Annotated in this window: 16 protein-coding genes; 6 read left to right on the top strand and 10 right to left on the bottom strand. The window is 53.8% G+C overall.

Going from position 1 to position 26,725, the window contains the following annotated elements; translation table 11 throughout:
* Window positions 1-5: 5 nt before the first annotated feature.
* Entirely contained in the window at window positions 6-1,439 is a 1,434-nt protein-coding gene (locus tag SH528x_RS32580) for a sigma-54-dependent transcriptional regulator (RefSeq protein WP_442507587.1), read from the bottom strand.
* Between the two features lie 348 nt (window positions 1,440-1,787).
* Here SH528x_RS32580 and SH528x_RS32575 point away from each other — a divergent pair, with 348 nt between their 5' ends.
* A complete protein-coding gene (locus tag SH528x_RS32575; protein WP_442507586.1) occupies window positions 1,788-2,429 on the top strand; it encodes a response regulator transcription factor in 642 nt (213 codons plus the stop codon).
* 50 nt (window positions 2,430-2,479) lie between these two features.
* Here SH528x_RS32575 and SH528x_RS32570 read toward each other — a convergent pair whose 3' ends face one another.
* Window positions 2,480-3,142 carry a metalloregulator ArsR/SmtB family transcription factor gene (locus SH528x_RS32570; protein ID WP_442507585.1) on the bottom strand — a complete coding sequence of 221 codons (663 nt, stop codon included), beginning with the start codon at window positions 3,140-3,142 and terminating at the stop codon, window positions 2,480-2,482.
* 362 nt (window positions 3,143-3,504) lie between these two features.
* Between SH528x_RS32570 and SH528x_RS32565 the strand changes: the two genes are divergently transcribed.
* The 4 genes from SH528x_RS32565 to SH528x_RS32550 all read left to right on the top strand — a co-directional run bounded on the left by SH528x_RS32565 (window position 3,505) and on the right by SH528x_RS32550 (window position 8,116).
* A complete protein-coding gene (locus SH528x_RS32565) occupies window positions 3,505-5,073 on the top strand; it encodes an MBL fold metallo-hydrolase (RefSeq protein WP_442507584.1) in 1,569 nt (522 codons plus the stop codon).
* Between the two features lie 75 nt (window positions 5,074-5,148).
* Window positions 5,149-6,879: a bifunctional metallophosphatase/5'-nucleotidase gene (locus SH528x_RS32560; RefSeq protein ID WP_442507583.1), complete on the top strand. Its 1,731-nt coding sequence runs from the start codon at window positions 5,149-5,151 to the stop codon at window positions 6,877-6,879.
* Window positions 6,869-7,423, top strand: coding sequence for a DsrE family protein (locus SH528x_RS32555; RefSeq protein WP_442507582.1), 555 nt, complete (start codon window positions 6,869-6,871; stop codon window positions 7,421-7,423). The genes SH528x_RS32560 and SH528x_RS32555 overlap by 11 nt, the downstream gene beginning before the upstream one ends.
* 138 nt (window positions 7,424-7,561) lie before the next feature.
* Complete coding sequence (locus SH528x_RS32550; protein ID WP_442507581.1) at window positions 7,562-8,116, top strand: thioredoxin family protein; 555 nt, start codon at window positions 7,562-7,564, stop codon at window positions 8,114-8,116.
* A gap of 670 nt (window positions 8,117-8,786) precedes the next feature.
* On the opposite strand, the gene SH528x_RS32545 is transcribed toward SH528x_RS32550, so the two are convergent.
* From SH528x_RS32545 to SH528x_RS32525, 5 genes are all read right to left on the bottom strand, one after another.
* Window positions 8,787-9,641, bottom strand: a complete 855-nt coding sequence (locus SH528x_RS32545; protein ID WP_442507580.1) for a hypothetical protein — start codon at window positions 9,639-9,641, stop codon at window positions 8,787-8,789.
* A gap of 449 nt (window positions 9,642-10,090) precedes the next feature.
* Window positions 10,091-11,593 carry a glutamate synthase subunit beta gene (locus SH528x_RS32540; RefSeq protein ID WP_442507579.1) on the bottom strand — a complete coding sequence of 501 codons (1,503 nt, stop codon included), beginning with the start codon at window positions 11,591-11,593 and terminating at the stop codon, window positions 10,091-10,093.
* Window positions 11,594-11,720: 127 nt separating this feature from the next.
* Window positions 11,721-16,349, bottom strand: coding sequence for a glutamate synthase large subunit (gene gltB, locus SH528x_RS32535; protein ID WP_442507578.1), 4,629 nt, complete (start codon window positions 16,347-16,349; stop codon window positions 11,721-11,723).
* Between the two features lie 120 nt (window positions 16,350-16,469).
* Window positions 16,470-17,441 carry a LysR family transcriptional regulator gene (locus tag SH528x_RS32530; RefSeq protein ID WP_442507577.1) on the bottom strand — a complete coding sequence of 324 codons (972 nt, stop codon included), beginning with the start codon at window positions 17,439-17,441 and terminating at the stop codon, window positions 16,470-16,472.
* A 138-nt stretch (window positions 17,442-17,579) separates the two neighbouring features.
* Window positions 17,580-17,852, bottom strand: a complete 273-nt coding sequence (locus SH528x_RS32525; RefSeq protein ID WP_442507576.1) for a hypothetical protein — start codon at window positions 17,850-17,852, stop codon at window positions 17,580-17,582.
* A gap of 211 nt (window positions 17,853-18,063) precedes the next feature.
* Between SH528x_RS32525 and SH528x_RS32520 the strand changes: the two genes are divergently transcribed.
* Entirely contained in the window at window positions 18,064-18,822 is a 759-nt protein-coding gene (locus tag SH528x_RS32520; RefSeq protein ID WP_442507575.1) for a hypothetical protein, read from the top strand.
* Window positions 18,823-18,838: 16 nt separating this feature from the next.
* Here SH528x_RS32520 and SH528x_RS32515 read toward each other — a convergent pair whose 3' ends face one another.
* The 3 genes from SH528x_RS32515 to SH528x_RS32505 form a co-directional block, all read right to left on the bottom strand.
* On the bottom strand, window positions 18,839-20,053 hold the full coding sequence (locus SH528x_RS32515; protein ID WP_442507574.1) for a hypothetical protein: 1,215 nt from the start codon (window positions 20,051-20,053) through the stop codon (window positions 18,839-18,841).
* A gap of 86 nt (window positions 20,054-20,139) precedes the next feature.
* Window positions 20,140-25,008 (bottom strand): SHD1 domain-containing protein, encoded by a 4,869-nt coding sequence (locus SH528x_RS32510; protein WP_442507573.1) that lies wholly within the window; start codon window positions 25,006-25,008, stop codon window positions 20,140-20,142.
* On the bottom strand, window positions 24,983-26,590 hold the full coding sequence (locus tag SH528x_RS32505) for a YncE family protein (RefSeq protein ID WP_442507572.1): 1,608 nt from the start codon (window positions 26,588-26,590) through the stop codon (window positions 24,983-24,985). Before SH528x_RS32505 ends, SH528x_RS32510 begins: the two co-directional genes overlap by 26 nt.
* Window positions 26,591-26,725 lie beyond the last annotated feature (135 nt).

Raw genomic sequence — 26,725 nt, 5'->3', positions numbered from 1 at the left:
ACACTTTAGTTAGCGTATTGCAAACGGGGATCATCCAATCCGAGACGCTTCATTTTTTTGTAAAGCGTCGTGCGGTTGATGTCCAACGCATCCGCCGTGGCGGCTCGATTCCAGTGATGCGAACGTAGTGACTGCAGGATGATTTCTCGCTCGGGCGCTTCGAGAGCTTCCCGCAATGTTTTGCCGTCGACTTGTCCGATGGCATGGTTGACGCGGTTTGTGGGGCTGGTCGAAAGACTGGCAAACGCCACGTCGGATGTTCGCCCAGTCACTTCGGGTGGCAGATCGTCGATCGTCAACGATGAGCCTCGTCCAAGTAATACCGCTCGTTCGACAATGTTCTCGAGTTGACGTACGTTCCCCGGCCAGCTGTAGTTTTGGAGCGCCGCAATGGCCTCGCGATCAAATCCTTCGATCTCTCGACCGCACGACTCCATTGCTTCGGTGAGGAAATGGTCCACCAATAATGTGACGTCGCCAGGACGTTCTCGTAGCGGTGGCAAGACAATGTTCACGACATTGATTCGGTAGTACAAATCTTGCCGGAACGTACCACTTGTTACCGCACTGGTGAGGTCTTCGTTGGTTGCCAAAATCACGCGGGTATCGACCGAATGCGTTTCGTTGCCCCCGAGAGGCTCGAATTTGAATTCTTGCAAAACGCGTAACAGCTTGACTTGCATGGCTGGCGTTGCCGTCGCAATTTCGTCCAAGAAAAGTGTTCCGCCATCAGCCATGTCGAACTTGCCGGGCTTGTCATGATTGGCGCCTGTGAAAGCCCCCGAAACATGGCCGAACAATTCACTTTCGAGCAGAGTGTCAGGCAACGCCCCACAAGCGACTTCGACAAACGGACCGTTTCGCCGCGAGCTACGAGCGTGGATCGCTCGGGCGATCATACTTTTACCTGTACCGTTTTCGCCCGTGATTAACACCGACGCTCGTGCGTCCGCCACGCTGTCGATCACATCAAATACCTTTAGCATTCGATAGTCGTGACTGAGGATGTTCTCCATCCCACTGCGGCGATCCAATTGTAAACGCAACGTCTCGTTTTCTTGGGAGATCTTTCGCTGCTCGACGGCACGTTCAATGGCTAGCGTCAACTCGTCATCGATCAGCGGTTTGGTCAATAGATCAAATGCGCCCGCGCGGACTGCTTGAACCGCAGTATCCGGAGTTGCATAGCCGGTGATGACCAGCACGGAGGTTCCCGGATATTGTTTTTTTGTGTAACCGATCAAATCGAATCCGTCGTCGGCACCGAGGTGAAGATCGGTGATCACCAAGTCAAATTTCTGTTTCTTCAGCGCCGCTTTCGCCGCTGTCAACGTGCCCGCGGTCTCCACATGGTTGGACATCTCGCGTAACCACTGAGCCATGGAATCGGCGAGGTGTTGGTCGTCGTCGACTAACAGGATCGATGCAGATGCGCTCATGATGATTTGTAGATCGAAGGGGCGTGAGACGGATTGGCTTTGGGAAGGCTGCAATGCCTGCAGAGATATTCCAAGCCGTGACCAACATTCCGGTGATGCGGAACAACACAGGTATCTAGGTCACCATTAAGACCCGGTCAAATGAGTGCGTATACGCTCGTGCGGGACCTGCGGCAATCAGAAACCCCCCTGGTAGCATGGTTTTTCTCTCCGTTCTGACTGCAAGTGCTGTTTTGTCAATGCTTTAGCGGATAAAGTGGGCTAGTGTTGAGTAGACAAACAGTGAACAATCGTCGACACCACAAGTTCTACAGCACGTTCACAATCATCGTTTTTTTGGAAGTACACATGTCCCCCCAACTACTGGTTGTCGACGATCACGAAGCCGCACGATTCGGCTTAAAATGCATGTTTAACGGGACTTCCATGCAAGTCGCGATGTCGACAGGCACCTCCGAAGAAGCATTGATCTTCATGGCACAGCAGCCGTTTTCCGCTGTGATTATGGATATCCGAATGCCTGGAATGAGCGGTCTCGAGTTACTCGAGAAAATTCGGCAATCCGAATTCAATGTGCCGGTTGTAGTGCTAAGCAGCTACGATAATCCAACCTACATTGCTCGCGCCGCCGCCTTGGGGGCCAATGATTACATTCTAAAAAATACTGAGCGACAAGGTTTGATCGACGCGGTATCACGCGCGATCAATGCAGAAGGAGCGGTCCCCGAGGGGCGTTTCCATCAAATTCGTGAGAAGATGCTCAACGAAGTCGACCTCACTCAGTTCGCGTGTGATTGGCCTCTGACGAGCCGCGAATCGCAGGTATTGCTTCATATTGCATTGGGGCTCAGCAACAAAGAGATCGCCAAGTCACTGATGATCAGTGTCGAAACGGTCAAAGAGCACGTTCAAAACATCTTGCGAAAACTTGGCGCCAACGACCGAACCGATGCTGCAGTCAAAGCAGTGCGAGTCGGGTTTATCGACTAAAAATGGGGGGCTTGGCCGATGATCAGGTTCATCAGCGATAGCGTGAATCTTTAATTACGCTCGATGCTCAGCCCCGCCGCTTTCCATTCCGGGACGCTGAAACGCAAACGCTGGGACTTGAATTGATGTTCTCGTAACCAGTGATTTCCCGCAAACGCGGCCGCGCAAAACGGGCCGCGACAATAAACCAGCATCGTTGCCGATTTTGGTAATTTTGGTGCCGCTTCGGCGAGCGAGTCAAATGGGACGCTTCGAGCTTTTGGCAAATGCCCTTGTTCAAATTCCGACGCCGGCCGCAGATCCAACAAGGTGAATCGCCCGCGATCGAGTTTGTCATTCAGCTCGCTTTCTGTCAGTGGGGATAAGCCTTCATCGGCATCGAATTCCGCTCGCATTACTTCGCGAATCTCGGGGACGACGATTTCGCCGAGATCACGAAATCTCAGCCATAGTTCAGCGACTCGCGGGTCTTTAAGCGAACAGTAAACGCTGCGACCTCGCTTTTCGGTCGCGATCAAGTGGCAATTTCTCAGCACCTTCACATTAGCGCTTGCGGCAGCCAGCGACTGATTGGTCAATTGAGCCAATTCGTCAATCGGCTTTTCACCCTGAGCCAACAGGCTGATCATTTTCAGACGATGCGGATTCGAGAGTGCTCCGCCCACGTCGGCAAGTTGCCGGTAAATCGCCGCCTGATTTTGTTTGTCGAGCATGATGCCGTTGGGGGGTGAGCTGGATATTGTGCGGCTGGTATGCCGTCCGCCGACGCATGCCGCAATCTGAGATTCGAAAAACTCGGGATCAGAAAACATTGCGTCTGAAAACATAGGCGTCTGAAAAAAGATGCATTTTGGCAATCCTTCTCTCTATCGCGTGCTGCCCGCAGAATCATCGATCTGCTGCTTTGCAATCATAACCGTGTGGATCGCAGAGTCAATGAACGTTTTGAGTTTGGGGTGGCGGATGAAAATTGGATGCGAACATTAAAACTCAAGAAACCTTTTGAGTGTTGTGCTTGGGTCGATCGTCGGACGCCCGTGCTCAAACCGAACGCATTCCATACATCTAGGAGCCAATGATGACCACGTTCAATCGTCGCGAAGTTTTGCAGCACGCCGGAGCCTTCGGGCTGGGGACTGTCTTGCTGACTAAGGCTGGGGCTGTCGCCCGGGCTGGCGAGAACAGCAATGCAACCCGACCACCGCAGCATATCGTGCTGGAAACGATCAAAGCGGGTGGCTTGTCGCACTACTCGTATTTTCTCGGTGACAAAAACGCCGGGGTGGCCGTCGTCATCGATCCGCGCCGCGATGTTCAGGTGTACTTGGATCTGGCGGAAAAACATGGGCTGACAATTACCCACGCCGTGGAAACACACGTGCACGCTGATTTTGTTTCCGGTTCCCGAGAACTCGCGGATCGTACTGGTACGGCTCGGATCGTGGCGAGTATCGAGGGCGATCCGGGTTATGGATTTAAAGTCGATCGACCCATCCGCGATGGTGACGAAGTGACGGTGGGCAGCATCAAGCTTCGCGGTATCCATACTCCGGGGCACACGCCTGAGCACATGTCGTATTTGGCGTCGTCTAAAGGCAGCGGTCAAGCATGGGCATTGTTCACCGGCGACTTTCTATTCATCGGCAGCGTGGGACGTCCTGATTTGATGGGCGTTAAAAATACCGATTCGCTCGCCAAGTCGCTCTACCAATCCGTGCAGAACGCATTCACTCAATTGCCCGGCGAACTGACAATCTACCCCGCTCACGGTCCTGGTTCTCCCTGCGGTGCCGGAATCAAAGCACCCGAAGGGGATCCAACGCTTGCCAAGGAACGTCAAGGCAATCCGTATTGGCGAATGAAAAACCAAGAAATGTTTATCGAAGCCCTGCTGAGTGCTCAGCCGCCGGTGCCGTATTACTGGCCACGAATGAAGAAAATCAATGCAGCTGGTCCTGAGATCTTGGGTGGCACGCCTCAGGTCCAGCGGCTCAAGCCTGATGCGTTCGACAAGGTGATTCAGTCCAACGGCATGCAACTGCTTGATACCCGTTTGATGCAAGCCTTTGCCGGCGGTCACATCCGGGGTGCCATGAACATTGGTTACAACGAAGTGCTCTCGATGTGGGGAGGATGGATGCTCGATCCAGATCGCCCGATCGCAATCATCAAGCCCGCGGAAGGGAACTTTGATGATCCATTGGATTGGCTTTCGCGTGTCGGGCTGACGAATGTCAAAGTCGCACTCGATGGCGACATGAAAGCGTGGATCAACTCGGGCCGCAAATTCGACTCGTTCCAAACGATGTCGGTCCACGACGTGAATCAGCGGTTCCCGACCGATCAAATGACGCTGCTCGATGTCCGCCAACCGTCGGAATGGGACATGGGGCACATCGCGGGAGCCCAATACATGTTCTTGCCCGAAATCCCCAAGCGAATGGGCGAGTTGGATAAGAACAAACCGGTGGTCGTGTACTGCGGTAACGGTTACCGAGCCAGTGTGGCAGTGAGCGTTCTGCGAGCGAACGGTTTTGATGCACGGACCGTTCCAGGGTCTTGGGACGCGTGGACTGCGGCAGGTTACGAATCGCTGAAACCCAACAAACCAGGCAAGGCCAGCGATACGACACGAACGGCCTAGGACTCGGATTGTCCCCTTCGTTTACGTCTTCGGGACGCCCCTTTCTTCTCCCTTTTTTTACTGGAATTACCAATCATGAAACCTATCGGCATTTTTGTTGCTGTCGTTGTCGGATGTTTGGCCATGACGATGCCTGTCTCGGCCGCGAACAACGTCCCCTCACGTGGCGCTGACATGAAAACCAAAAAATTCTCGATCGCATTTGTCAATGACATTCATGCGCAACTCGAACCGCACCCTGAATTGTTTTGGCAAGGCGATCGGGCAGAGCGTGTTCACAACGCTGGCGGACTAAGTCGCATCGCCACAGCGTTTAAACACCTCGAAGCCCAACGGCCCCACGGAATGCTCAAGATTGATGGTGGGGACACATTCCAAGGCAGTGGGCCTGGCGCGTGGACCCAAGGCGAGGTTATGGTGCGGCCACTGAATGCACTCGGATTTGACCTCGCTATCCCCGGCAATTGGTCGGTTGCGTACGGAGCGAATCAGCTTCAAAAACTCAGCGAAAAAGTCAACTACCCGATGATCGCTGCCAATATCTTTGACGCAAAAACGGGCGACCGGTCCTTTCGGCCTTATCTAGTAAAGGAAATCAATGGAGTGAAGATTGGTTTGCTCGGTTTCACCGATCCCGATGTTCCCTCGCGGCAACCGCCGCACATGAGTGAAGGCCTGAATTTTCAAGCAGCCAAGGTCCTGCAGCCGCTGATCGACGAACTTCGCAATGAAGAAAAAGTCGACGTGGTGGTGCTTGTCACTCACATCGGCTTACACAAAGCCGTTCCGTTGACGCGCCAGCTTCGTGGCGTCGACATTTCACTTTCAGCAGATACTCATGAACGCACTTACGAACCAATCGAAGTGGGCGACGTTTGGGTGGTCGAAGCCGGTGCATTCGGCTCGCTCGTCGGAGTGATGGACATCACGATGTCCGAGGGCAAGATTGTCGATCGACAATGGGAATTGATCGAGCTACGTGAAGACAAGTTTGCCGAAGACGAACAAGTCAAAGAAATCGTTGACGAAGTTCTTGCCCCGCATCGCGAGCGAATGAATCGTGAAATCGGTCACACCGATATCTGGCTCGAACGCTACAACGTGATGAGCACGTCGATGGACCGTTTGATTGCCGACGCGGTTAAAGAATCAGCAGGAACAGATGTCGCACTGAGCAACGGTTTTCGCTTCTCGCCGCCGACCGCTCCAGGCCCCATCACCGAAGCCGATTTGTGGAACTGGTTGCCATTGAATTTAGAAATCAAAGTCGGGGAAGCCTACGGCCAACAGTTGATCGACTATTGGGAAAACGAATTTGAGAACGTTTTTTCCGAGGATCCTTTGCGACTGTACGGCGGTTGGTTGGCGAGACCATCGACCAACATGGACGTGCAGTTCGATTCCACCGCGAAAGCCAACGAGCGATTACGAAGTTTGGAGATCGATGGAGAACCGGTGGACCCTGAAAAGTCCTACAGTCTCGCGGCGGGAGCTCGCAAGGGACAGCCCGAAGACCAGATTCACCGCGTCAAACGTTGTCGCGTGACCAAACAAAGTGAACAAACCACGCATGATGCCGTTCGCCAGTACTTGGCCAATCGCGGCGAAGTCAAAGATACCGGCAAGCCGCCAGTGCGCTGCGTCGTGAGTCCCGAGGTGTTGCGTTCGCAGTACCTGTCATTCATCAAGAACCGCCAGCAAGAACGCGAAGCAGACGCACTTGATGGAAATGCCCAGGATGATGATCCCCAAGCCACAGTCAACTCTTCCTCCCCTTCCAATGAAAAGGAAACCAATGATGAATAAGTTTTTCTCCCCCGTGATTGCGTCCCTTGCGATACTTGCCCTGAGTATAGCTTCGCCCGCACTTGCGGTATCACCGACAGACAATGCTTCGTCTCGCTCGGATTCCGATCCAGCAAATCGGCCCGTGATTGGGCTGCAGTATGAAGGCCCGATCAAGGTCGTCTATCAATGCACCCGAGACGAGTGGAAAGAAGGTGTCAGCAAGCCGCTGCTGTATTTGAAGAAGCTTCGCGGTTACTACGAAAAACAAGGCATCGATCCAGAGCAACTTGATCTGCGGGCGGTTTTTCACGGCGACGCGTCCACTCATATTTTGACGGACGAAGCATGGAACCGAGTGAAAAACACGGATACCGGCAACCCCAACACAAAGCTGCTATCGGAATTGAAGCAGATGGGGGTGCATGTCGAATTTTGTGATTCACGGCGTCAAAAGGAAGGTTGGGCGAAAGCGGATATCCATCCGGATGTGTTGCTCGCCGCCGCCGCGTTCGCGCGAGTTATCGATTTGCAGCACCAAGGTTACGCGTACATTCGATTTTAAACGTTCGTCACGGGCGAAGAAAAAAAGAGAATAGGTCGTTTGATGAAGTCAAGTTGTAGGGCCGGTTCCCACCGGCCAGCTTGTGACTGGCCGGTGGGAACCGGCCCTACATTCCACATTAAATTTCAACAAAATCTGATGAAGTCAAAACTAAAAGAAATACGATCCGGACGCAGTGCAATTGTTGCCGTTGCGATCATGATGTTCATTGTTATGGTCGCAGCGGTGTGGATTCGCAGCAGCGGTGCCATTCCCAATGTCATCCCGGACTCGATGGCTACGTTAGCGATCGAGTCGCCCAAGCCGGAAGCTAGCCAAGCAATCATGCCGGCATCGGAGGAAGCGGATAGCAACGCCGAAGCGGATGTGACGTGGTTGCGTGATTATGACGACGCGATTGCGGAAGCCCGGACGGTGAAACGGCCGGTGTTGATCGACTTTGCCGCGTCGTGGTGTGTTCCCTGCCGAATGATGGATAAACATGTGTGGCCGGAATCCGCGGTTCAGCAAGCGTTGCGGAACGACGTGGTGCCTCTTCGCTTGGACATGGACGCTGCGAACACCAAGGCTCTGGTTGACAAGTTTGATGTTGAGTTTGTGCCGACCATTTTGTTGGTGGATGCGGACGGCAAAGAGCTGCGACGATCCGGTTTCGTCGACGCTGAACAACTGCTCAAACTATTGCCAAAATAGCGATTGCTCGACATTGTCGCACGGCTCTCCGAGCCGTCAGCGCGTGCGGCGTGGTAGACCCGTTTGCCACTTCATCCGCCGTTCCTCATCGAGGATCGTTCGGTGCAAGGCGGTACCAGCTTGGAAAGCTGGCCGACAATGTCGCACGGCTCTCCGAGCCGTTAGCGCGTGCGGCGTGGTAGATTGGGCTGCTAGATCTTTGGGGTTGTAGAGGTTGGTCGGTTGCGCTGGAATTTCTGCGACCTCTCCCCCGACTTCGTCTGGGGCGAGGTAACTATGGTCTTATCCTGAAGATAAACATGGCTGCGCAATCCATCGTCAACCTCAAACTTTTAGCAGCCAAGCGGTAGACACGTTTATCACTTTCTACACCGTTTCGTATAGAGGTTCGTTCGGTGCAAGACGGTACCAGCTTGGAAAGCTGGCCGACAATGTCGCACGGCTCTCCGAGCCGTCAGCGTGTGCGAAGCGGTAGACACGTTTGTCACTTTCTACACCGTTCCTTATAGAGGTTCATTCGGTGCAAGGCGGTACCAGATTGGAAAGTTGGCCGACAATGTCGCACGGCTCTCCGAGCCGTTAGCGTGTGCCAAGCGGTAGACACGTTTGTCACTTTCTACACCGTTCCTTAAAGAGGATCATTCGGTGAAAGCTGGCCGACAATGTCGCGTTACTTGGCAGCCACGATGTAGCAGATCCAACTTGGGTCGCTCGATGCGGTTTCGCTTCGCTCCCAATGCGAATCTTCGTCGTTGTCTTCGATTTCCCAGTAGACATGGTTCTCGCTGAAACCCGCTTCGGCGAGCATCTCGCGGACTTCGGGGATCGTCCAAAAACGCCAGTGGTACTCGAACGCTCGTTTCAGTTTGCTGCCGTCCTTGAACTTGAAACTAATGTAAAAACTCGCGTCCGCGTTGATGGGGTTAAACGAGGCTTGTTCCCACTCGTAGCGAAACCCTTTGCGTCCTTTTTTGATGGTGCGTTTGTCGACGTGTTCTTCGGTGTAACACTCGCCGCCCCCCATCATGTCCATCACCATCACGCCTTCGCTTGTCAAATTAGCGCGAGCGGCTTTGAAATAGTCGATCACCTCGGCTCGCGTCTTAAAAATCCAGAACGAAAAGTTCTGAGCCGAGAGGATGTCGACTTGAGGGCGATTGCGTTTGCGAACATCTTGTTCCAGCAACTTCACGCGGCTCTGTTGGCCCTCGCTCAGCTTTGCGAGGTTATGTTCGCGTCCCCAGTCGAGCGTTTCGCTACACAGATCGACGCCGACGGCGGTTCGCTCGGGATCCGATTGGACCCAGTGGCAACAGATCGCAAAAGTGCCACAAAAATCTTCGCGTAGAGTGAGCGGTTTCTTGTTGTGAAAGTCGCGATAGGCTTGCTCAAAAAACTCGACTTCATGCTCCGGTGTCTGCACCGATTTTTGGTAGCAGTCGAACTTGTCGGCCAATTCCGCCTGCGACGGCTTCGTGGCTTTTGATTTGGGCTTATCCGACTTCTTGTTCTTGGGTTTTCCCATCGGTGATGCACTTAGTTGGAGATGTCGAGCAATTCAGTGCGTCCAGATTAGTTTAGAGCTTCCCGTCGTGAAACGGGAAGCTTCCAAGAATTCACAAACGATTGGGCCTTAGCGGCAGTTGCAACGTAACCTGCTTGGGACGTTTGGAACAACAAATGGCGGGAGGTAGTGGACGAGGCTACGAGTCCCGCAGCTTCATTCAGCCAAAAAGGACTCGTTGCCTCGTCCACTACGGAAGACGCCGCCAGTCATTCCCCATAGTGATCTGAGCCGACGGCGCTAGCCGCGGGCATGTTTCCTGCAATATTGGCGCTCACCGCGGCTATCGGCTTGTTGATTTTGTGAGCCGCTAGCGCGTGAGCGGCCAGGTTCCACGCATTACCCGGTGCCTTACGGCCCACGGCTCACAATAGGATCGACGTATTGTCGGCATCTGCTAAGTAAGCTGCTTAGCTGACTTCCATCGAAGTGCCCATGGTTGTGCCGGGGGCTGGCAACGAACTGGATCCTTCCAAGTAGATGTCGATCGCTCGCGCTGCGCCACGACCTTCGTTGATCGCCCATACGACCAAGCTCTGGCCACGACGGCAATCGCCTGCGGCAAAGACCCCTTCGATGCTGGTGGTAAACTCACCGTGCGTCGCTTGGTAATTGCTGCGTGGATCGCATTCGATGCCGAGCGATTTGGCGATGTATTGCTCAGGCCCCAAGAAGCCCATCGCCAGCAAGATCAACTGGGCTGGCCATTCTTTCTCGCTACCTTCGACTTCGGCCATTTTCCAGCCGCCATCGTCTCCCTTGGTCCACTGAACTTGAACGGTTTTGATGCCACGCAAGTTGCCGGCTTCGTCCTTGAGGAATTCCTTGCTGAGGATTTGGTACTCGCGAGGATCACGTCCGAACTTTGCCGTTGCTTCTTCATGACCATAATCGACGCGGAAGATACGCGGCCATTCGGGCCATGGATTTTCAGGAGCACGATCCTCGGGCGGTTGTGGCAACAATTCAAAGTTGACCAGGCTACGACAACCGTGACGGATGCTCGTGCCGATACAGTCGGTACCGGTGTCACCACCGCCGATCACGATCACGTCTTTGCCTTCGGCGCTGATGAACTCATCACCGAGCGTATCGCCGTGCACGCTTTGTTTCGTGTTGGCAGTCAAGAATTCCATTGCAACGTGAACGCCGTTGGCATCGCGGTTTGCGATCGGCAAATCACGAGGCTTGGTCGCTCCGCAAGCCAACAGCAGTGCGTCAAAGTCGTTGATCAATTCTTTCGCATCGACATCTTGGCCGACGTTCACGCCGGTCACGAACTTGATGCCTTCGGCAGTCATCTTGTCGACCCGTCGCTGGATCACTTCTTTGGAAAGCTTCATGTTGGGGATGCCATATTGCAGCAATCCACCGATGCGGTCGGCTCGTTCGTAGACCGTGACTTCGTGACCGGCTTTGTTCAATTGATCCGCAGCGGTCAAACCCGCAGGACCACTGCCGACGATTGCCACCTTTTTGCCAGTGCGTGAGGTGGGCGGTTCCGGATGGATCCAGCCTTCTTCCCAAGCACGATCGACGATCGCGTTTTCAATGTTCTTGATCGTCACGGGAGGGTTCGTGATCCCCAGCACGCACGAACCTTCGCACGGTGCAGGACACACGCGGCCGGTGAACTCGGGGAAGTTGTTGGTTTTGTGGAGTCGTTCGATCGCTTCTTTCCAGCGGTCGTTGTAAACCAAGTCGTTCCACTCGGGGATCAAGTTGTCGATCGGGCAACCGCTGGTCGATTGACAAAATGGCACGCCACAATCCATACACCGGGCGCCTTGTTCACGCAGGTGCTCGACTCGAGGTTCGGTGTAGATTTCGTCGTAATCGTTGATGCGGACGACGGGCAGTCGCCAGGCGACTTTCTTGCGATCAAACTCTTTGAATCCGGTTGGCTTTCCCATAACTATTCTCAATCGTGTCGGTGTGGTGGTTGTTCGGTAATGGACGCCGCCGATTTGCGGTCGCCCTCTGCAGGGAAGTCGAGCGGCCCGTGTGTATGACACAGACCGGTCGACGATTTTGTTGGGCTTACGACGCCGAAGCGACGGTTTGAGCCTTCATTTCTTGCAAGACGCGTTTGTAGTCTCGCGGCATTACCTTGACGCACTGTGCGACAAACGTGGTCCAGTCCTCCAGTGCTTGCTTGGCCACAGCACTTCCGGTGTAGTCGTAGTGCAATTGGATCAACTCCTTAACCTCGGCCTGTTCCTCGTCGCCTTCGATCGACTCGAGTTCCACAGTGGCGAGGTTGCAATTCAAGTTGAAGTCGCCCTTCTTGTCCCAGACATAAGCGATTCCTCCGGACATCCCGGCTGCGAAATTTCGCCCGGTCGTTCCCAGCACAATCACGCGGCCGCCGGTCATGTATTCACAACCATGGTCGCCGACACCTTCGACGACGGTTTTGGCACCGCTGTTGCGAACCGCAAAACGCTCGGCGGCACGTCCTCGCAAGAACGCTTCACCACCCGTTGCTCCGTATAGGCAGACGTTGCCGACAAGGATGTTGTCCTCGGCGATAAAGCTGCTTTGCTTCGGTGGGTAAACCACGACGCGACCGCCCGAAAGTCCCTTGCCGACGTAATCGTTGGCATCACCATCGAGTTCGATCGTGATTCCGTGTGATAGGAACGCACCCAAACTTTGCCCCGCCGAACCGGTCAGCTTGATATGAATCGTGCCGTCGGGAAGCCCTGCTTGACCGTATCGCTTGGCCACTTCGTTGCTGAGGATCGTGCCCACGGTACGGTTGATGTTGATGATCGGCGATTCGATCGTCACCTTCGTTCCGCTTTCGAGTGCGGGCATCGCAGCTTCCAACAATAGCGTCATGTCCAAGGATTTTTCCAATCCATGATCTTGGGCACGCGTGCAGCGGACGTCGACAGCGGGATGTGGCTTGTTCGCCGGTTGCAAGATCGGGGTCAAATCGAGACCGTCCATCTTCCAGTGGCGAATCGCTTCTTCGGTCTTCAGGCAATCGGTGCGTCCGACCATTTCGTCGATCGTGCGGAAACCGAGTTTTGCCATGATGCGGCGAGCTTCCTCGGCAACCATGAACAAGTAATTCACGACATGCTCTGGCTTGCCCGTAAACTTGGCTCGCAGTTCAGGGTCCTGAGTCGCGATGCCAACCGGGCAAGTGTTCAAGTGACACTTACGCATCATGATGCATCCGAGTGTGATCAGCGGCGCGGTGGCGAAGCCGAATTCTTCCGCACCGAGCAGTGCAGCGATCACAACGTCGCGGCCTGTTTTTAGACCACCGTCGGTTTGTAAAACCACGCGGCTTCGCAAATCGTTGAGCACCAAAACTTGATGAGTTTCCGCGATCCCGAGTTCCCACGGCAAACCAGCATGCTTGATACTGGTCAGCGGCGAGGCTCCGGTCCCGCCGGTATCGCCGGCGATCAAAATGTGATCCGCGTGCGCTTTGGCAACACCCGAGGCAATCACACCGACGCCCACTTCACTAACCAGTTTGACGCTAATGCGAGCGGCACGGTTAGCGTTCTTCAGATCGTGGATCAGCTGAGCCAAATCCTCGATCGAATAAATGTCGTGGTGAGGCGGCGGGCTGATCAAGCCCACGCCCGGCGTGCTGTAACGAATCCGGGCGATGTTCTTGTCGACTTTCTTGCCGGGCAATTCGCCACCTTCGCCAGGCTTTGCACCTTGCGAAATTTTGATCTGCAGCTCGTCGGCGTTGGTCAAGTATTCGATCGTCACGCCGAAACGTCCCGATGCGATTTGCTTGATCGCCGATCGCTTGGAATCGCCGTTTTCCATCGTTTGGAAACGAACGGGGTCTTCGCCCCCTTCGCCGGTGTTGCTCTTTCCGCCCAGCCGATTCATCGCGACTGCCAACGTTTCGTGCGACTCGGCACTGATACTGCCGAAACTCATCGCTCCGGTGCAGAATCGTTTGACGATCTCGCTAGCCGGTTGAACTTCGTCCAACGGAATCGCTTCACCCGCAACTCCCTCTCTGAAACCGAGCAATCCACGCAGGGCACAACGTTTGCGATTGTCATCGTTGATGCCGTGAGCAAATTTCCAATAGGCGTCTTCGTTGTTGTTTCTCGCAGCCAATTGTAGCGTCGCGATCGACTGAGGATCCCAGGCATGTTTTTCGCCTTCGGCGCGCCAGTGGTACTCGCCCAAGTTGGGAAGTTGTGTTTGGCGATCGACACTTCGCTCGGGATAGCCCAGGCGATGTCGTCGCATCGCTTCTTCGGCAAGAATGTCGAACGAAACTCCCTGGATTCGGCTCGCGGTACCAACGAAGCTGGTAGCGATGATCTCGTCCTTCAAGCCAAGTGCCTCGAAGATCTGAGCGCCCTTGTAGCTCTGCAGCGTACTGATGCCCATCTTCGCCATCACCTTTAGCATGCCCTTGGCGACAGCCTTGCGGTACGCAGCGACGATTTTGTCATCATCCAACGTGGAATCCATCAGTCCGTCACGGCGAGCTTGCCACAACGCTTCGAACGCCAAGTAAGGGTTGATCGCGTCGGCACCATAACCGACCAGCAAACAGTGGTGATGCACTTCGCGAGCTTCGCCGGTTTCGATCACTAATCCGATACGTGTTCGTTTGGCTTGCTTGACCAAGTGATGGTGAACCGCACCGACTGCCAACAACGCACTAACAGGGACACGGTCATGGCTGATCTCGCGATCGCTCAACACGACCAATTGAATGCCTTGGTCGGCCGCTTCTTCGGCTTCCTTGGCGATCCGATCAAGTGTGGCCTGCAGTCCCGCCTTGCCTTCGCTGCGGTCAAACGTGATGTCGATCACGCGGCTGTGCCAGCCTTCGTAATTGATGTGCTTGAGCGCCGCGATTTCTTCGTTGGTCAAAATTGGGTGATCCACGAGCAAGCGATGGCAATGCTCGGGGCTGGCGTCCAACAAGTTTTGCTCGGGGCCGATGTAGCATTCCAACGACATGATCACTTCTTCACGGATCGAATCGATCGCAGGGTTAGTCACCTGAGCAAACAATTGCTTGAAGTAGTCGTAGATCATTCGCGGCTTGTCGCTCAAACAAGCCAACGCACTGTCGTTGCCCATCGAACCGACGGGGTCGCGAAGTTGTTCAACCAACGGACGTAACATGAAGTTGATTGTTTCAATCGTGTAGCCGAACGCTTGCATTCGAGGGAGCAGCGTTTTGCTGTCGAAGCCGTGCGGCTCTGATTCGGGATGCAAGTCCGACAAACGAATGCGGTTCTCTTTGAGCCAATCACCATATGGCATTTTCTTGGCGAACGAGCTCTTGAGCTCTTCGTCGGGGATCAAACGGCCTTCGGCAAAGTCGACCAAGAACATCTTGCCCGGTTGCAGGCGGCCTTTCTCTTTGACGATCGCAGGATCCACCGGCAACACACCGACTTCGCTAGCCATGATGACGCGGTCATCATGCGTGATGTAATAACGGCTTGGTCGCAGCCCGTTGCGGTCCAGCGTGGCGCCGATGTAATGGCCATCGGTAAACGCGATCGATGCAGGACCATCCCAAGGTTCCATCAAACACGAGAAGTACTCGTAGAAGGCACGCTTGTCTTCGGGCATCGTTTCATGTTTTTGCCACGCTTCGGGGACCATCATCATGATCGCCTCTTGCAGCGTGCGGCCGTTCATCAGCAAGAATTCGAGCACATTGTCGAATGTTCCCGAGTCGCTGCAGTGCGGTTCGACCACCGGGAACAACTTGCTCAGATCGTCACCGAACAATTCGCTCTTGGCCGATCCTTGACGAGCACGCATCCAGTTCGAGTTGCCGCGAAGCGTATTGATTTCGCCGTTGTGGCTCATGAAACGCAGCGGTTGAGCACGGTCCCAGCTGGGGAACGTGTTGGTCGAAAACCGGCTGTGGACCATTGCCAAGTGGGTTTCGAAATCTTCGTCTTGCAAGTCGGGGTAGTACGGCAGCACCTGCGCCGGAGTGAGCATTCCCTTGTAGATGATCACTTTCGTGCTCAGCGAACAGATGTAGAACATCATCGCTTGCTTGAGCGACTTGTCAGCGCGAAGCTTACTGGCTTGCTTGTGAATCATGTACAGTTTGCGATCAAACGCATCATCGCTAATCCCATCGCTAGCGGCGACGAACAACTGCTCGACAACTGGTTCGCTGCGACGCGCGGTGGGGCCGACATCTGCCACGTCAGTCATCTGCGGCACAACACGCCAACCGATCAGTTTTTGACCCACTTCGGTGATCAATTTTTCAACGGTTTCTTTGCATTGCTTTCGCTCGGCTTCGTCCTTGGGCAAGAACACCAAGCCGGCTGCGAATTGGCCCGCCGCAGGCAGATCGACACCGAGGTCACGCTTGGCCACTTTCTTCAGAAAGGCGTGCGGCAATCCACACATGATGCCCGAGCCGTCACCGGTGTTCGGTTCACATCCACATGCACCGCGATGGTCCATCGCTTGCAATATTTGGTCCGCATCCAAGACGATTTGGTGGCTCGGTTTGCCCTTGATGTGCGCGATGAAGCCCACGCCACACGAATCCTTTTCGTGGCTAGGGTCGTACAAGCCTTGCGCCGGTGGCAAATGGAATTCGGCAACCGATTTAGGAGCCGTTTGCGGTTCTTGGTTCAGTTGATTCGGTGCTGGGTTATTGTTTTCGGGTTGAGGAGTCATTTTCAGTCTTTCCATTTCGCTAGTAAAAATTTGGATGAGGCGTCCGAGTTACACCGTGATTCCCCGGTGCCGCGGGCAAAACCAATCGACTAATTCGATGCGTTTTGCAACTCGGGCGTATCAAGCGACAACCGATGTGCCAGTCCTGGCGTCGGTTGCTGAGTTTTCCACGGCATGCTTCCCGCTGCCGGATTTGCGTTTTCCCGTCTCAACCCTGCGACCAAGCAACAGCGAAGTGTATTCACTTGCCGCTTTGCTCAGTTGTCCTCGTCGACGAAAAATAATTCCAAGCGGGCGTGTCATCCGGAGCCCGCGACAAGCTACTACTTTTAGGGATCCGTTGGCCGTTTCACGTCGTACCGCAGCTTCGGGGACAATCCCCACACCACGGCTTGCCTGAATCGCACGGATCAATGAATCGGCGTTGTCGAATTCCATTCGAGTGTCGACCGATACGCCTGCCTTTAAAAGGTATTGATCAATCTCTTTTCGCAGTGTCAAACCGCGATCAAAGCCGATCAGAGCGATGCCTTTGAGGGCATTGAGAGAGAGGTTGGTTTGCGAGGCGAACGGATGCTCCGACGAGCACACCAATCGCATCGGCTCCTGCTGCCACATCACGCTTTGCAATGTCTTGTTGTTGCGTGGAAAGCTGACCAAGCCAAAGTCGACCTCGCCGTCGGTCGTCATCTCGACGACCTTTTCGACCGAGCCAAACTCGAGCTTGACGTCCACCTCGGGGTGCAAGGCCGCGAACTCTAAGCTGGCCTCGGGCAGATAACTGAGTCCCACCGAATAGATCGTACCGATCTTTAATTGGCCACTCAGCTTGCCGCCGATGGAAACGACTTCCGTTTCCAACCGCTGCAGTTGACGCAGGATATCGCGAAGTCCGCGGACGTAGGTTTGACCAGCCGCGGTCAACACAAGCGGTCGCTTCGAGCGATCAATCAACTGCACATGTAACGAATCTTCAAGCTGTTGCATCGCCTGGCTGACGGCACTCTGAGTCAAATCGTGCTCGGCCGCAGCTTTGGAAAAGCTGCGTTCGTCGGCAACGCTACAGAACAACTCGAGATTTCGGACGTGCAATATTCGATTCGTGCTAAATAAGTATTCCTAATAGTGTGGCTTCCCTGTGGCAGCCGATTTAATGCAAGGTAGATCGCTGACTGGCATTCGTCAAGACTGTCCCCTTCTTCCATCGCTGCGTGGTAGCCCCGCAAACCTTTATTGCCCCGGCGATTGTCGCCAGCGAGCGTAGCGGACGGGGATGAGATAGGTGTAGACAATGGTGAGTATCCCGCCGCTAAGAAGCGACCAGGGCATCCATTCTTTCGGCCGGAACACTTTGGATGAGTTTGCAGGGGCCCCCGTGGGGTCGACAAAGCTGACTGTTTTCGCCGATTCGCCCTGATAGATCGTAGCCGAATCGATAAACAGAAATTCAAGGCCGACGATGACCGCCATGATCCCAAGTGCGATGAATACTGAACGCCACATAACCACTCTGTCCATTTGAGAGGAATCGAAGTACATCGAACCTTTTCGGCATCCGCGAGCGGCGGGCATCAATGATATCAAAGCCGACTCTACAACACTCCCATCCGGAAAGCTTTCCCAGAGAGCAGGCTTAAAAGAAAAAGCAGACGTGGGGGACGCACGATATACTCGCATCCACTGTCCCATATCCCTTTTCTAAGAGAGTATTTCTATGGATCGTCGCGACTTTGGAAAGCAGACGCTGCAATCACTGCTGACGTTTTCGTTGCTAGAGACGATTCTCTCTCGCGACGCTTTTGCCGCGGATGTGATCGCCAATCAGGTCAAACCGATTGCAGCGAAGTGGCTCGCAGAGGTGAACCAAATCAGTACCGAGCTGAAAGGTCAAAAACTCAAGCAGCTTGATTGGCAGCAGCAGGTGGAGCAGTTGTTTAGTCAAATCGATGTGAGCGAGTTCTTGAGTTATGTCGATTTCCCAAAGCTCACCGCCAACTTGGCCTTTCGTGAGCGTGGCGAACGCTCATTTCGTGCCAAGTTTCCTGACGTCGAAGGTTTGCCAACGAAGTTTGTGTTCGGACATCAAATGTTTGCACTTCGTCAAGATCGCTCCGTGGTTCCGCATGGACACAATAATATGGCAACGGCGTTTCTGGTTTTGCAGGGCGAGTTCGCCGGCAAGCACTACGATCGAGTGGAAGATCACGACGATCACATGATTATCCGGCCCACGATCGATCGTAAATTTCAAGTCGGGCAATGCTCTACCGTGTCAGATCACAAAGATAACGTGCATTGGTTCAAGGCAACCAGCGAGACGGCTTATATCTTTAACATTCATGTTTTGAATGTGGACCCTGAGATTAAGAGGGCTGGCCGAGTCTATATTGATCCTTTCGGTGAGAAGCTTGCCGGTGGCAAGATTAAAGCGGAAAAATTGAAGTCAAGCGAGGCCTTCAAGCGATTCGGCTAAGAAAGTGTCGGAGGCTTTAGTTGGCTTGAGATTTCCAGTGGGCGGCTTGTAGAAAGAAGATGCCGTTGCTGGAGACGCGATCGTAATCGAGTCTCTTGATGGCTCGCTGGAGCGTTTGTTGTTGTGATTCGGGAAGAGGGGTGTTCGCCACGAGTTGTGCTAACGCGGCTTCGCCACTCTCGCGAATGCAGTACCAGATAGTGCGATAGCTGCCCTCCGAGGAGATGCCTTCTCCCGTTCGCCAGTCCGTGCACAGTCGCGTCAGGTCGAGCTGCTTGGCTCGTTGCTCTGCTGCGATTGCTCGGTCGGCACACCGCTGAGCCACCGTGGTCATGACCTCTTGCATCTGCTGTTTCAGTTGTGGATCGGGTTCCATTTGCCAAAGCAGGTCCAGTGAGATCTGCATCTGCAAAAACGCGTACGTGGGTTGGCCGCTCTCGACATCAAACGATTGTTTTACCGCATCGGCAATATAGTGTCGCCACAAATCGCGATACGATTCCTTGCCTGTAATGTCCCACGCCGCCGCGTAGATCATCGGCAATCGGGCGGCTTCATGCCCCTTTACGTTCCACATTCGGCTGATTCCTCGCGTGTCGCGACTTCCATCGGCGCGCAGCGAATCGTAATCGTTCTCGGCGGTCACATTGCGAATCATGCGATCGGCGATCGCGGCAACGATCTGGCGGATCTCTTGCCGAGTTTCTTCGCTGCACAGCGGACTCTTCGCATAATGCCACAATCCATGCACCGCATGGGTGTATTGGTCGCGGGACGAGTTCATGTAAATACTCGTCAGGTCCTCGTGACACACGCCGCGGGCTAGAAAGCCATTGGCTCCGTGGGCGGTCGCGCACAACCGGATGCCCTGGAAAACGTCGTAAGCCCGCTGCCGAAGTGATTCCTCCTTCGTCACCTCGTAGCGATCAATGATCATCGACAACATCACTCCGGCTGAGATCATGCAATCTTCCATCCCGGTGCCGTAGCCGCATTCGTTTGGGAATTGCCGCTGGATCTCTGCGGCGGTGGGCAAGTGCGAAAGGCCACTGCCATCTTCGTACCGAGTCAAATAGTCGTAGAACAAATGAGTGTCGTCGCGATAGAACCGCGACCATGTCACCTCCCAGGCTTGGTCAATGGGATTGGGCGGTTCCGCGTCAGCGGCACCCGCGAAAGAGAGCACCAGGATAATCAGTGCCAAAACGTTAGCGATGCGGAAGGATGTCATGAGCTGGGGAGAGTTGAGGATCAGAGGGTGGGAAAAAATGGTTCGGACACGAATTTTTAGAATCGACCGCTGGCCCGGGTGAGGTTCTATGGATGGGTTCCCTTTTCCGATTGTTCGATGTGCTTTTGGTCTTGTTCACTCAGCTTATTAATTGGAATCATGACTTCGGATCCGTCGGTTTTCCGCAAGACAACATTGTCACTTTCCTTTCGCAGCAATGCGGCGTTGATCGAAAACTTGCCGGTCTTGTCTGTCCATCGTCGAAGTTCGCCGCTGGAGATCGGCCGAGCCGGATGCGGCTCGCCGGCAATTGACTTGCTAACATCAAATGCCAGCGTGTGGTAGAGCTCTGCTCCGCTATCGTCTGACACAACCAGCACTGCTTTGACTTGTGCATCGGTCACTTTCGTCGGTCGGTACTCTACTCGTCCATTCTTGGTAACAGCCATCCCTTCGGGGCCAGAGACCAAGCGATATTTCAAGCCTCCGACTTTGGATTTTGCAACGATTTGATAGTCCAGAGATTCACCTAACCGCACGTGTGTTGGCGGCATCGATGTGGTGAAAAGATAATCGAGGTCGCAGCGTTTCAGTCTCTCGTCAAGAGCCAGCTTGCGCAGGATCAACTCGTCTCCTTCATACGGAAAGATGATCAAGGAATCGTGTTCTGGAACCAGAGTCAGGCGTTGATCCAAATTGATCGTGTCGCGGTAGGGATATCGTCCTTGTGAGTCTCCCGAAAGTAAAACCTGTCTTAGTTCTGCGATCGGTTCGCGTTGTCCCAAAACGCGGAGCCACAAAGAGCGATTGGGACCTTCCTTCGTTTTTGTACGCGATGTGTAAGGCTTCAGTTTCTGGAGACCCAGATACAATTCTCCGCTGATCGCCGGAATAGGGTGCGCTTCGATTGTATCGCTGTTAATTTCCCTTCGAAGCGTTGGCGAATAGACTCCATCGCGAGCAAAGACTTTGTCGCTTGAGCCAACCGCCGCAAATCCCACAATATCGGAATTGGAATTCACTTGCAGCCTGTTTTCCACAAAACGCAAAACCTGGATTCCTCGCGGCGAAGCGCTGTCGTGCCAAGTCGTGAACACATCGCCTTGCGAGGAAGCTCGCAACGGAGATCCCTTCTCGTATTTGAAAGATTTCGACGAGCTTGTGTATTCAAATTGCACACTGCGAAGCGTCTCTAGATCCAAGAATTCATGCGTCTGTGCTTTCGCAGAAGGATAGGTTCCACCAGCAAGCAGGATGGGCCCGTGCGAGGCCGGCCCCATCGCGATCGAAGTCGGATCGATTGCGGCGAACGTCACTGTTAATTCGGGGTTCATTGTTACCAGGTCATATCGACGAATGACCTGTTTTGACGGCGATGCAACCACGAACTTGGTTGCGCCTCCCGCAAACAGTCCGTCGTTGGGGAAATCAATCACGCCAGTGGCTTTGCCCTGAACAATGTCGATGACCGCCAATTTCCGAATCGCTGGCATCTGTAGAAGCACAAAGCGTCCGCCACCCGCCATCGAGATCCGCGTCGCGCGAGAGGGTAGCTTGATTCGATTGTCGTTTGCGGCCGATTCGATCTCGGTTCGGAACGTGTGATCCTCTTGGGCCGCCTTGATCATCGCATCGGATTGCACAGCAAGGTTTGTTCCGTCAAGAATAGTTAGTAGGAACGTCTGGAAAACAGTGTCATCGTTTTCGTCTTTCGCCATCACAATGACCTGCGTGGGCTCGGAGGGACCTTCGCTAGGAGCGGTCCATTGAATCAAACCTGTTTTTGAGACTGTCATCCCATCTGGTTGAGACGTAAGTTCAAAACCGTCTAATTTGTATCGGCTCGCGACCTGAGCCTGATAGCGAAACGGCTGGCCAGCAGCCACGCGGGTCGGTGGCGTTGAGAGGAACAATAGATGGTCTTTTCCGCTGTCTTTAAGTGCCTCGAAAGGATCGACATCCTGGACGATGATTTTGTCATTGGATTCCGGTATCAAAGCCAATGACCTCGCGGGCGGAAAGAAATGGGCGCGGTGCTCAAGTTGAGGTCCGCGTGTTGCACCCGAGAGCGTTGATCTTCCTAGTTTCAGTGCATTGCTAGTAAACAAGGGACTTCCCAGATCGGGGTGCCGCAATTGAGCAAAGAACTCTGAGGGAGTGGACGCGCGATTCGTGGGGGCCTCTCCATACGTGATGTACAAATTCCCCTGCGAAGGCGGAAACGACATCAGCGTGTATTTGCTTCGCTGTGGAGACGGCAGTCGTGAAAGGTCGCGTTTCATCAGTCCCGCGTCACTATAAAGCAGTCGCCCGATCGGCCCTGGAATCAGATACGTAAGCCGAGAAACCGTCCGGACATCGCAGGTTTTTGTTGCCAAATCAAAGACGTACTTGTCGTTGCCATCACTGCATGTGAATAAACTCCCGTCACCCGATGCACGCAGCGAAGGGAGTGCATTGGATTTGATGAGCGGTGTGTCATTGATCTGAACCGCAAGTGGTTTGAGTGTGTTTAGGTCAAGAAACGAAAACTGAAGGTAAGGCGACTTGTCTTTTCGAGCGATCAAGACGGGGCCCACCGAAGCTGTTCCGATAGCGAGATCAACCCATTGCCAAGCTGGATCGAGGGGCACGGTTGCGATGCGTTTCCAATCCGATATTTGGTATTTCGTCGCCACGTTCGCGTCCGAATCTACGACCACGATCACGTTCTGTCCGCCAGCAATCTTCGCCGACTTACCGACAGTGAGAGCGGTACTGATTTTTCGTTCCTGAAGATCAAAGACAATGAGCTTGTTGATTTCTTTGGAGTGAACTAACAAGTATCGACCACCTCCAGCCGTCCGAATTTGATCCGCCTTGCCGGGAAGCGGGTACTCTTGAACGGTCGGATCTCGTCTTCCTTCCTCTGCTTCCTTCGCTAGATCGCGGTTGGATACTGGCCCGGTTTTGAAATCTCGCAGAATGAATTGGGCGCGGCTTGTCGACCGCAAGTCAATTTGCAACGGGCCATCCAAGATGCCTTCACGGATTTCGTTCCCCGAAATAACGGTCACTTTTCCGCTGCGTCTCCGCACGGTCACGATCAATTTGCTATGCGACTTCGCAACGGGTTCGACCCCGATCGACACATGGGGAGTTTCGCTGGACTGACGACGAACACGCACTTGTACTCGTCCAGAAGTACTGGGCTGCGAGGGAAAGAACTCACGGTTGGGGAGCTCCATTTCCCAAGTAGCCTCGAAGTCGGGTTGATTGGCTAGTTCCCGAGAAAGCGGCTTAGCCATGCCATTGTCTGGAATCGAAACGGTCATCTCGTTGGGCTTGGTCTCCAAACGGATCCTATCTCGGTATTGCGGATGCCAATCCGGTGCGTTTGTATCAACCCACCAGCCATTGCCACCCAGTTCGGCGACTTTCGTTTTCGGCACGTCCGATACCTGATCGGCATACACGTTCATTTCCTCCAGGATGACCTTCGCTTGCGACCGCTTGGCCTCGATTTGAAACAGCGCCGACCCGGAGCCATCCGTTGAATAATACGCATCGTCATTGAAAGTGCCGCGAATCTCATTTCCACTTCGACTGATGGTCAGCCAATCCCACTTGCCCGTCGTCGATTGCATCAACCGCCCGGAAAGCGGACGTCCGTCTGGGCGAACGATCCCCAATGAATAGGTGTCCAGTCGCCCTCCGCCGTTGACTGGATTGGATCGAGCAATCCGTGCCTGAATGAAAAAGTCGCCTTCGATTGTTTTCATGTATCGGGCCAAGGCGGATCCGCTCTCCATTGCGTTGGTGAGCTGCATTTTTTTGCCAAAGAAATCCAAGCGAACAAGCTCGATCTTTGTATGTGTGCTTGGGCTGGTGGCTTTCGTCCAAGCCGATGGGGCAATCTCGGCAGGCTGCAAATCAGGGATTTCATATCCGCCAGGTTCTGTGTCGCCGGTGATCTTGATGTTGCGAATTCGTAGACGGGTATCCTGCGAAAGCGAAAATGCAAGGTAACCTGGATACTGTTGCGGACGACCCGTTTGTGTCAGGGTGGATTCGCTGCCGCGATACTGAATCGAGATGGAACCCTCTTTTCGCTCGACGATCATCGTTGTCCCCGCTTTCTGTTCAGCCCGAGACGAGTAGTGAGACGACCGGGACACGTAGTGCGTGGGTCGAATTCCTTTCTCTCGATCACCGGGGACAATGAACACAGGCCGCGCTGAGCCCAAGCGAATGAAGGACGAAACATGACGTCCCGGGGATGCCCCTTGGCCTGGGTTTTGAGCAGGCATAGCGCCAGGCGGGAATCCCCCAGGCGGAAAACCTGGCTGTGGAAAACCCGGTGGTAATCCCTGTTGCGGGAATCCGGGTGGTAGAAAACCCGGTGGTGGGAATCCGGGTGGCGGTCCGTCGTTCTGATCTTGTTGGCCGTCATCCGAGTTGGGCGTCTTGGCTTGATCTTTTTGCTGCTCCGTTGTTTTTCCATTCGAACTGGCGTTTGGCAGGATGTAGTCCCCGGTAAGCGTTGGCGAATAATCTAAATCGATCTCTGCCCTGAAGTTCCCAAGCAACCGCTTGCGGTATACCAAGAAAGTATTCTTCAGCGGTGATTCCATTGACACTTCGACTCCCTCGCTGGTTTTCGTTTTCACAAGTCGAGGGTCCGTGACGCCAAACCGTTCGGGCAGGATCGCTTTGCTAGGAACAAACGCAAAGTCGTCAACCGTAACGTTTACCGGGGCGCGTGGTGGATCTGGAGACTTCGGCACCACCGGAGCTGAATCAACCGAATCTTGAGCAGAAGACGGCGCGTCGACCTGCGGCGCAGCATGTTGCTCTGGAGCAGAAGTTGCCGTCGGTTTCGTTTCTTTTCCGCATCCCGTCAGTAAAAGAATCACGAAGCCAAGTGTGACGACGCTTGCGCTGCACCGATTAATCTGTGCGTGTATCGGCATCATCGGTGCTCTTTTCCTCATTGTCCTTCGAGTCTGTTGGAGTGCCCTTTTCATCATTGACTTTGGTCGTTTGAGTTACTTTCTTGATGTATTCTCGATCTTCCAGACTCAACAGCGAAAGCGGCGCCAGCATTTGTTGCCCGTCGGGCGATTGTAAGTAGACAATTTTCGCAAACACACGCAGAAACTTAGCACGAACTTGCGCTCCTTCACTATCCGTCCAGTCGCGATACAAGAGGCCTTCGTATTGAGTTGCTTTTGCAGCAAGGGCGATGCTTGGCTTGGGCGGCTCTCGCAGCTGAATCGCGATCGTGTGTCGTACAATTTGCTGCGAGTTATCGGTAATCCAGAGTTTAACGTACTCGAGATCGCTGGTGATTTGCTTCGGCGTTTGCCACCTGATTCTTCCGCTCTGATCGATCTCCATGTCGCTCGGGCCTGCTTCGATTTGGTATCGAACGCCACCACGCTTTGATCGTACTTGTAGTTGGGTTTCAAACAGCGTGCCGGCGATCGCGGGTTGCTCTGAAAAAGCTCCTACGTATAGATAGTCCAACTCAGCATCCTCGAGTTGCTTTTCAATATCGAAATCGTGGATGAGAATTTGATTCAGTGATCCAAGTATATGAACGAGCTTGTTTTCTGACGGAACTAGCCAAAGCCTTTTGCGTACTGGCAAAACGTGTGCCGATCGCCGCCGAATGGGAGCTTGCATTCGAATCTTGTCCATGACTAACAACGGGCGAACCTGGCCTTCTGCATGAAGACTGATCGATCGAACCGAATCAGATGCCGGCAATGCAATCAAAAAGCCTGGATTCACAGCGGGGATATAATGAACCGGAAGTTCGTTTTCCTGAAGCCGTTGCAATTGGGTGTCGAACCAACCGTCAGATGCATAAGCAATGGATCCATCCGCGTTGGGGTACAATCCTAAATCCGGTGCATTTCGTCGTTGCTTGCCAATCGCCTTTTTGCCGTTCCACCGAAGCAAGTAGTCGTTGCAAGAAAAGAGCCGGCCGTTGCCCGCAGCATAACACTTCGCATGCTCGGGTTGACTGATGGAAAAGGGGGGCGTTTTATCATGAATCAAAGCCGTCGCTGGATCGATCAAGTAGACAGATACCAAACCGTTGTAAGTGTGATCATTGACCGCCGACACGACTGCAAGAGGGCCATCCGAGTTGGCTCCGATTGCGATCGCATGTATCGCACTGGGCACCGGAATAGTAATCGTCAACGTCTTGGTCAGGTTCGGCAACGAATATTCTTGCAGAATGCGTTGTTCCTTTGCCAAGACGTAAAGATGATGCGCGCCTGCAGCTATCAGAATATGTTCCGAATTGGCAGGCAGAATCTTGACTAGCTTACGAGTACGCAGATCGATGACGGAGATGTTTTGCATCTCTTTTGAATATGCAATCAGATATTGCCCGCCGCCACCGATGACGACGTCATGGATGACACCCTGCAGTTCGATCGATACGGGCCCATCTTCTTCCCGGGAAATTTCAACAAAAGGATTTTCGTTGGGAATTTGTGAACAGGCCGAATTAACAAAGTAGACGACAGAAAAAAGCCACAAAAGACAAAATCGTGTTTGCTTGAACAAATGCATTTCGGCTTTCAAGATCAGCAATTCAAACAAGGAGACTCGCACAGAAACGCAATTGTAATTCCTTTTTCGTTGAGCTGCTTGGATCTGTTTGCTCGGTCATTC

The organism is Novipirellula methanifontis (assembly GCF_052161655.1).
Lineage (GTDB): Bacteria > Planctomycetota > Planctomycetia > Pirellulales > Pirellulaceae > Novipirellula.
The sequence above is the reverse complement of the archived record's forward strand: the minus strand, read 5'-3'. Positions and strand labels throughout refer to the sequence as shown.

Excerpts from the sequence above, each read along its gene's own strand:
- SH528x_RS32575 (WP_442507586.1), top strand. The coding sequence starts at position 1,788 with ATGTCCCCCCAACTACTGGTTGTCGACGATCACGAAGCCGCACGATTC.
- SH528x_RS32560 (WP_442507583.1), top strand. The coding sequence starts at position 5,149 with ATGAAACCTATCGGCATTTTTGTTGCTGTCGTTGTCGGATGTTTGGCC.
- SH528x_RS32570 (WP_442507585.1), bottom strand. The coding sequence starts at position 3,142 with ATGCTCGACAAACAAAATCAGGCGGCGATTTACCGGCAACTTGCCGAC.
- SH528x_RS32525 (WP_442507576.1), bottom strand. The coding sequence starts at position 17,852 with ATGTGGCGTTCAGTATTCATCGCACTTGGGATCATGGCGGTCATCGTC.
- SH528x_RS32545 (WP_442507580.1), bottom strand. The coding sequence starts at position 9,641 with ATGGGAAAACCCAAGAACAAGAAGTCGGATAAGCCCAAATCAAAAGCC.
- SH528x_RS32510 (WP_442507573.1), bottom strand. The coding sequence starts at position 25,008 with ATGATGCCGATACACGCACAGATTAATCGGTGCAGCGCAAGCGTCGTC.
- SH528x_RS32555 (WP_442507582.1), top strand. The coding sequence starts at position 6,869 with ATGATGAATAAGTTTTTCTCCCCCGTGATTGCGTCCCTTGCGATACTT.
- gltB (WP_442507578.1), bottom strand. The coding sequence starts at position 16,349 with ATGACTCCTCAACCCGAAAACAATAACCCAGCACCGAATCAACTGAAC.
- SH528x_RS32515 (WP_442507574.1), bottom strand. The coding sequence starts at position 20,053 with ATGACATCCTTCCGCATCGCTAACGTTTTGGCACTGATTATCCTGGTG.
- SH528x_RS32550 (WP_442507581.1), top strand. The coding sequence starts at position 7,562 with ATGAAGTCAAAACTAAAAGAAATACGATCCGGACGCAGTGCAATTGTT.
- SH528x_RS32540 (WP_442507579.1), bottom strand. The coding sequence starts at position 11,593 with ATGGGAAAGCCAACCGGATTCAAAGAGTTTGATCGCAAGAAAGTCGCC.
- SH528x_RS32580 (WP_442507587.1), bottom strand. The coding sequence starts at position 1,439 with ATGAGCGCATCTGCATCGATCCTGTTAGTCGACGACGACCAACACCTC.
- SH528x_RS32520 (WP_442507575.1), top strand. The coding sequence starts at position 18,064 with ATGGATCGTCGCGACTTTGGAAAGCAGACGCTGCAATCACTGCTGACG.
- SH528x_RS32565 (WP_442507584.1), top strand. The coding sequence starts at position 3,505 with ATGATGACCACGTTCAATCGTCGCGAAGTTTTGCAGCACGCCGGAGCC.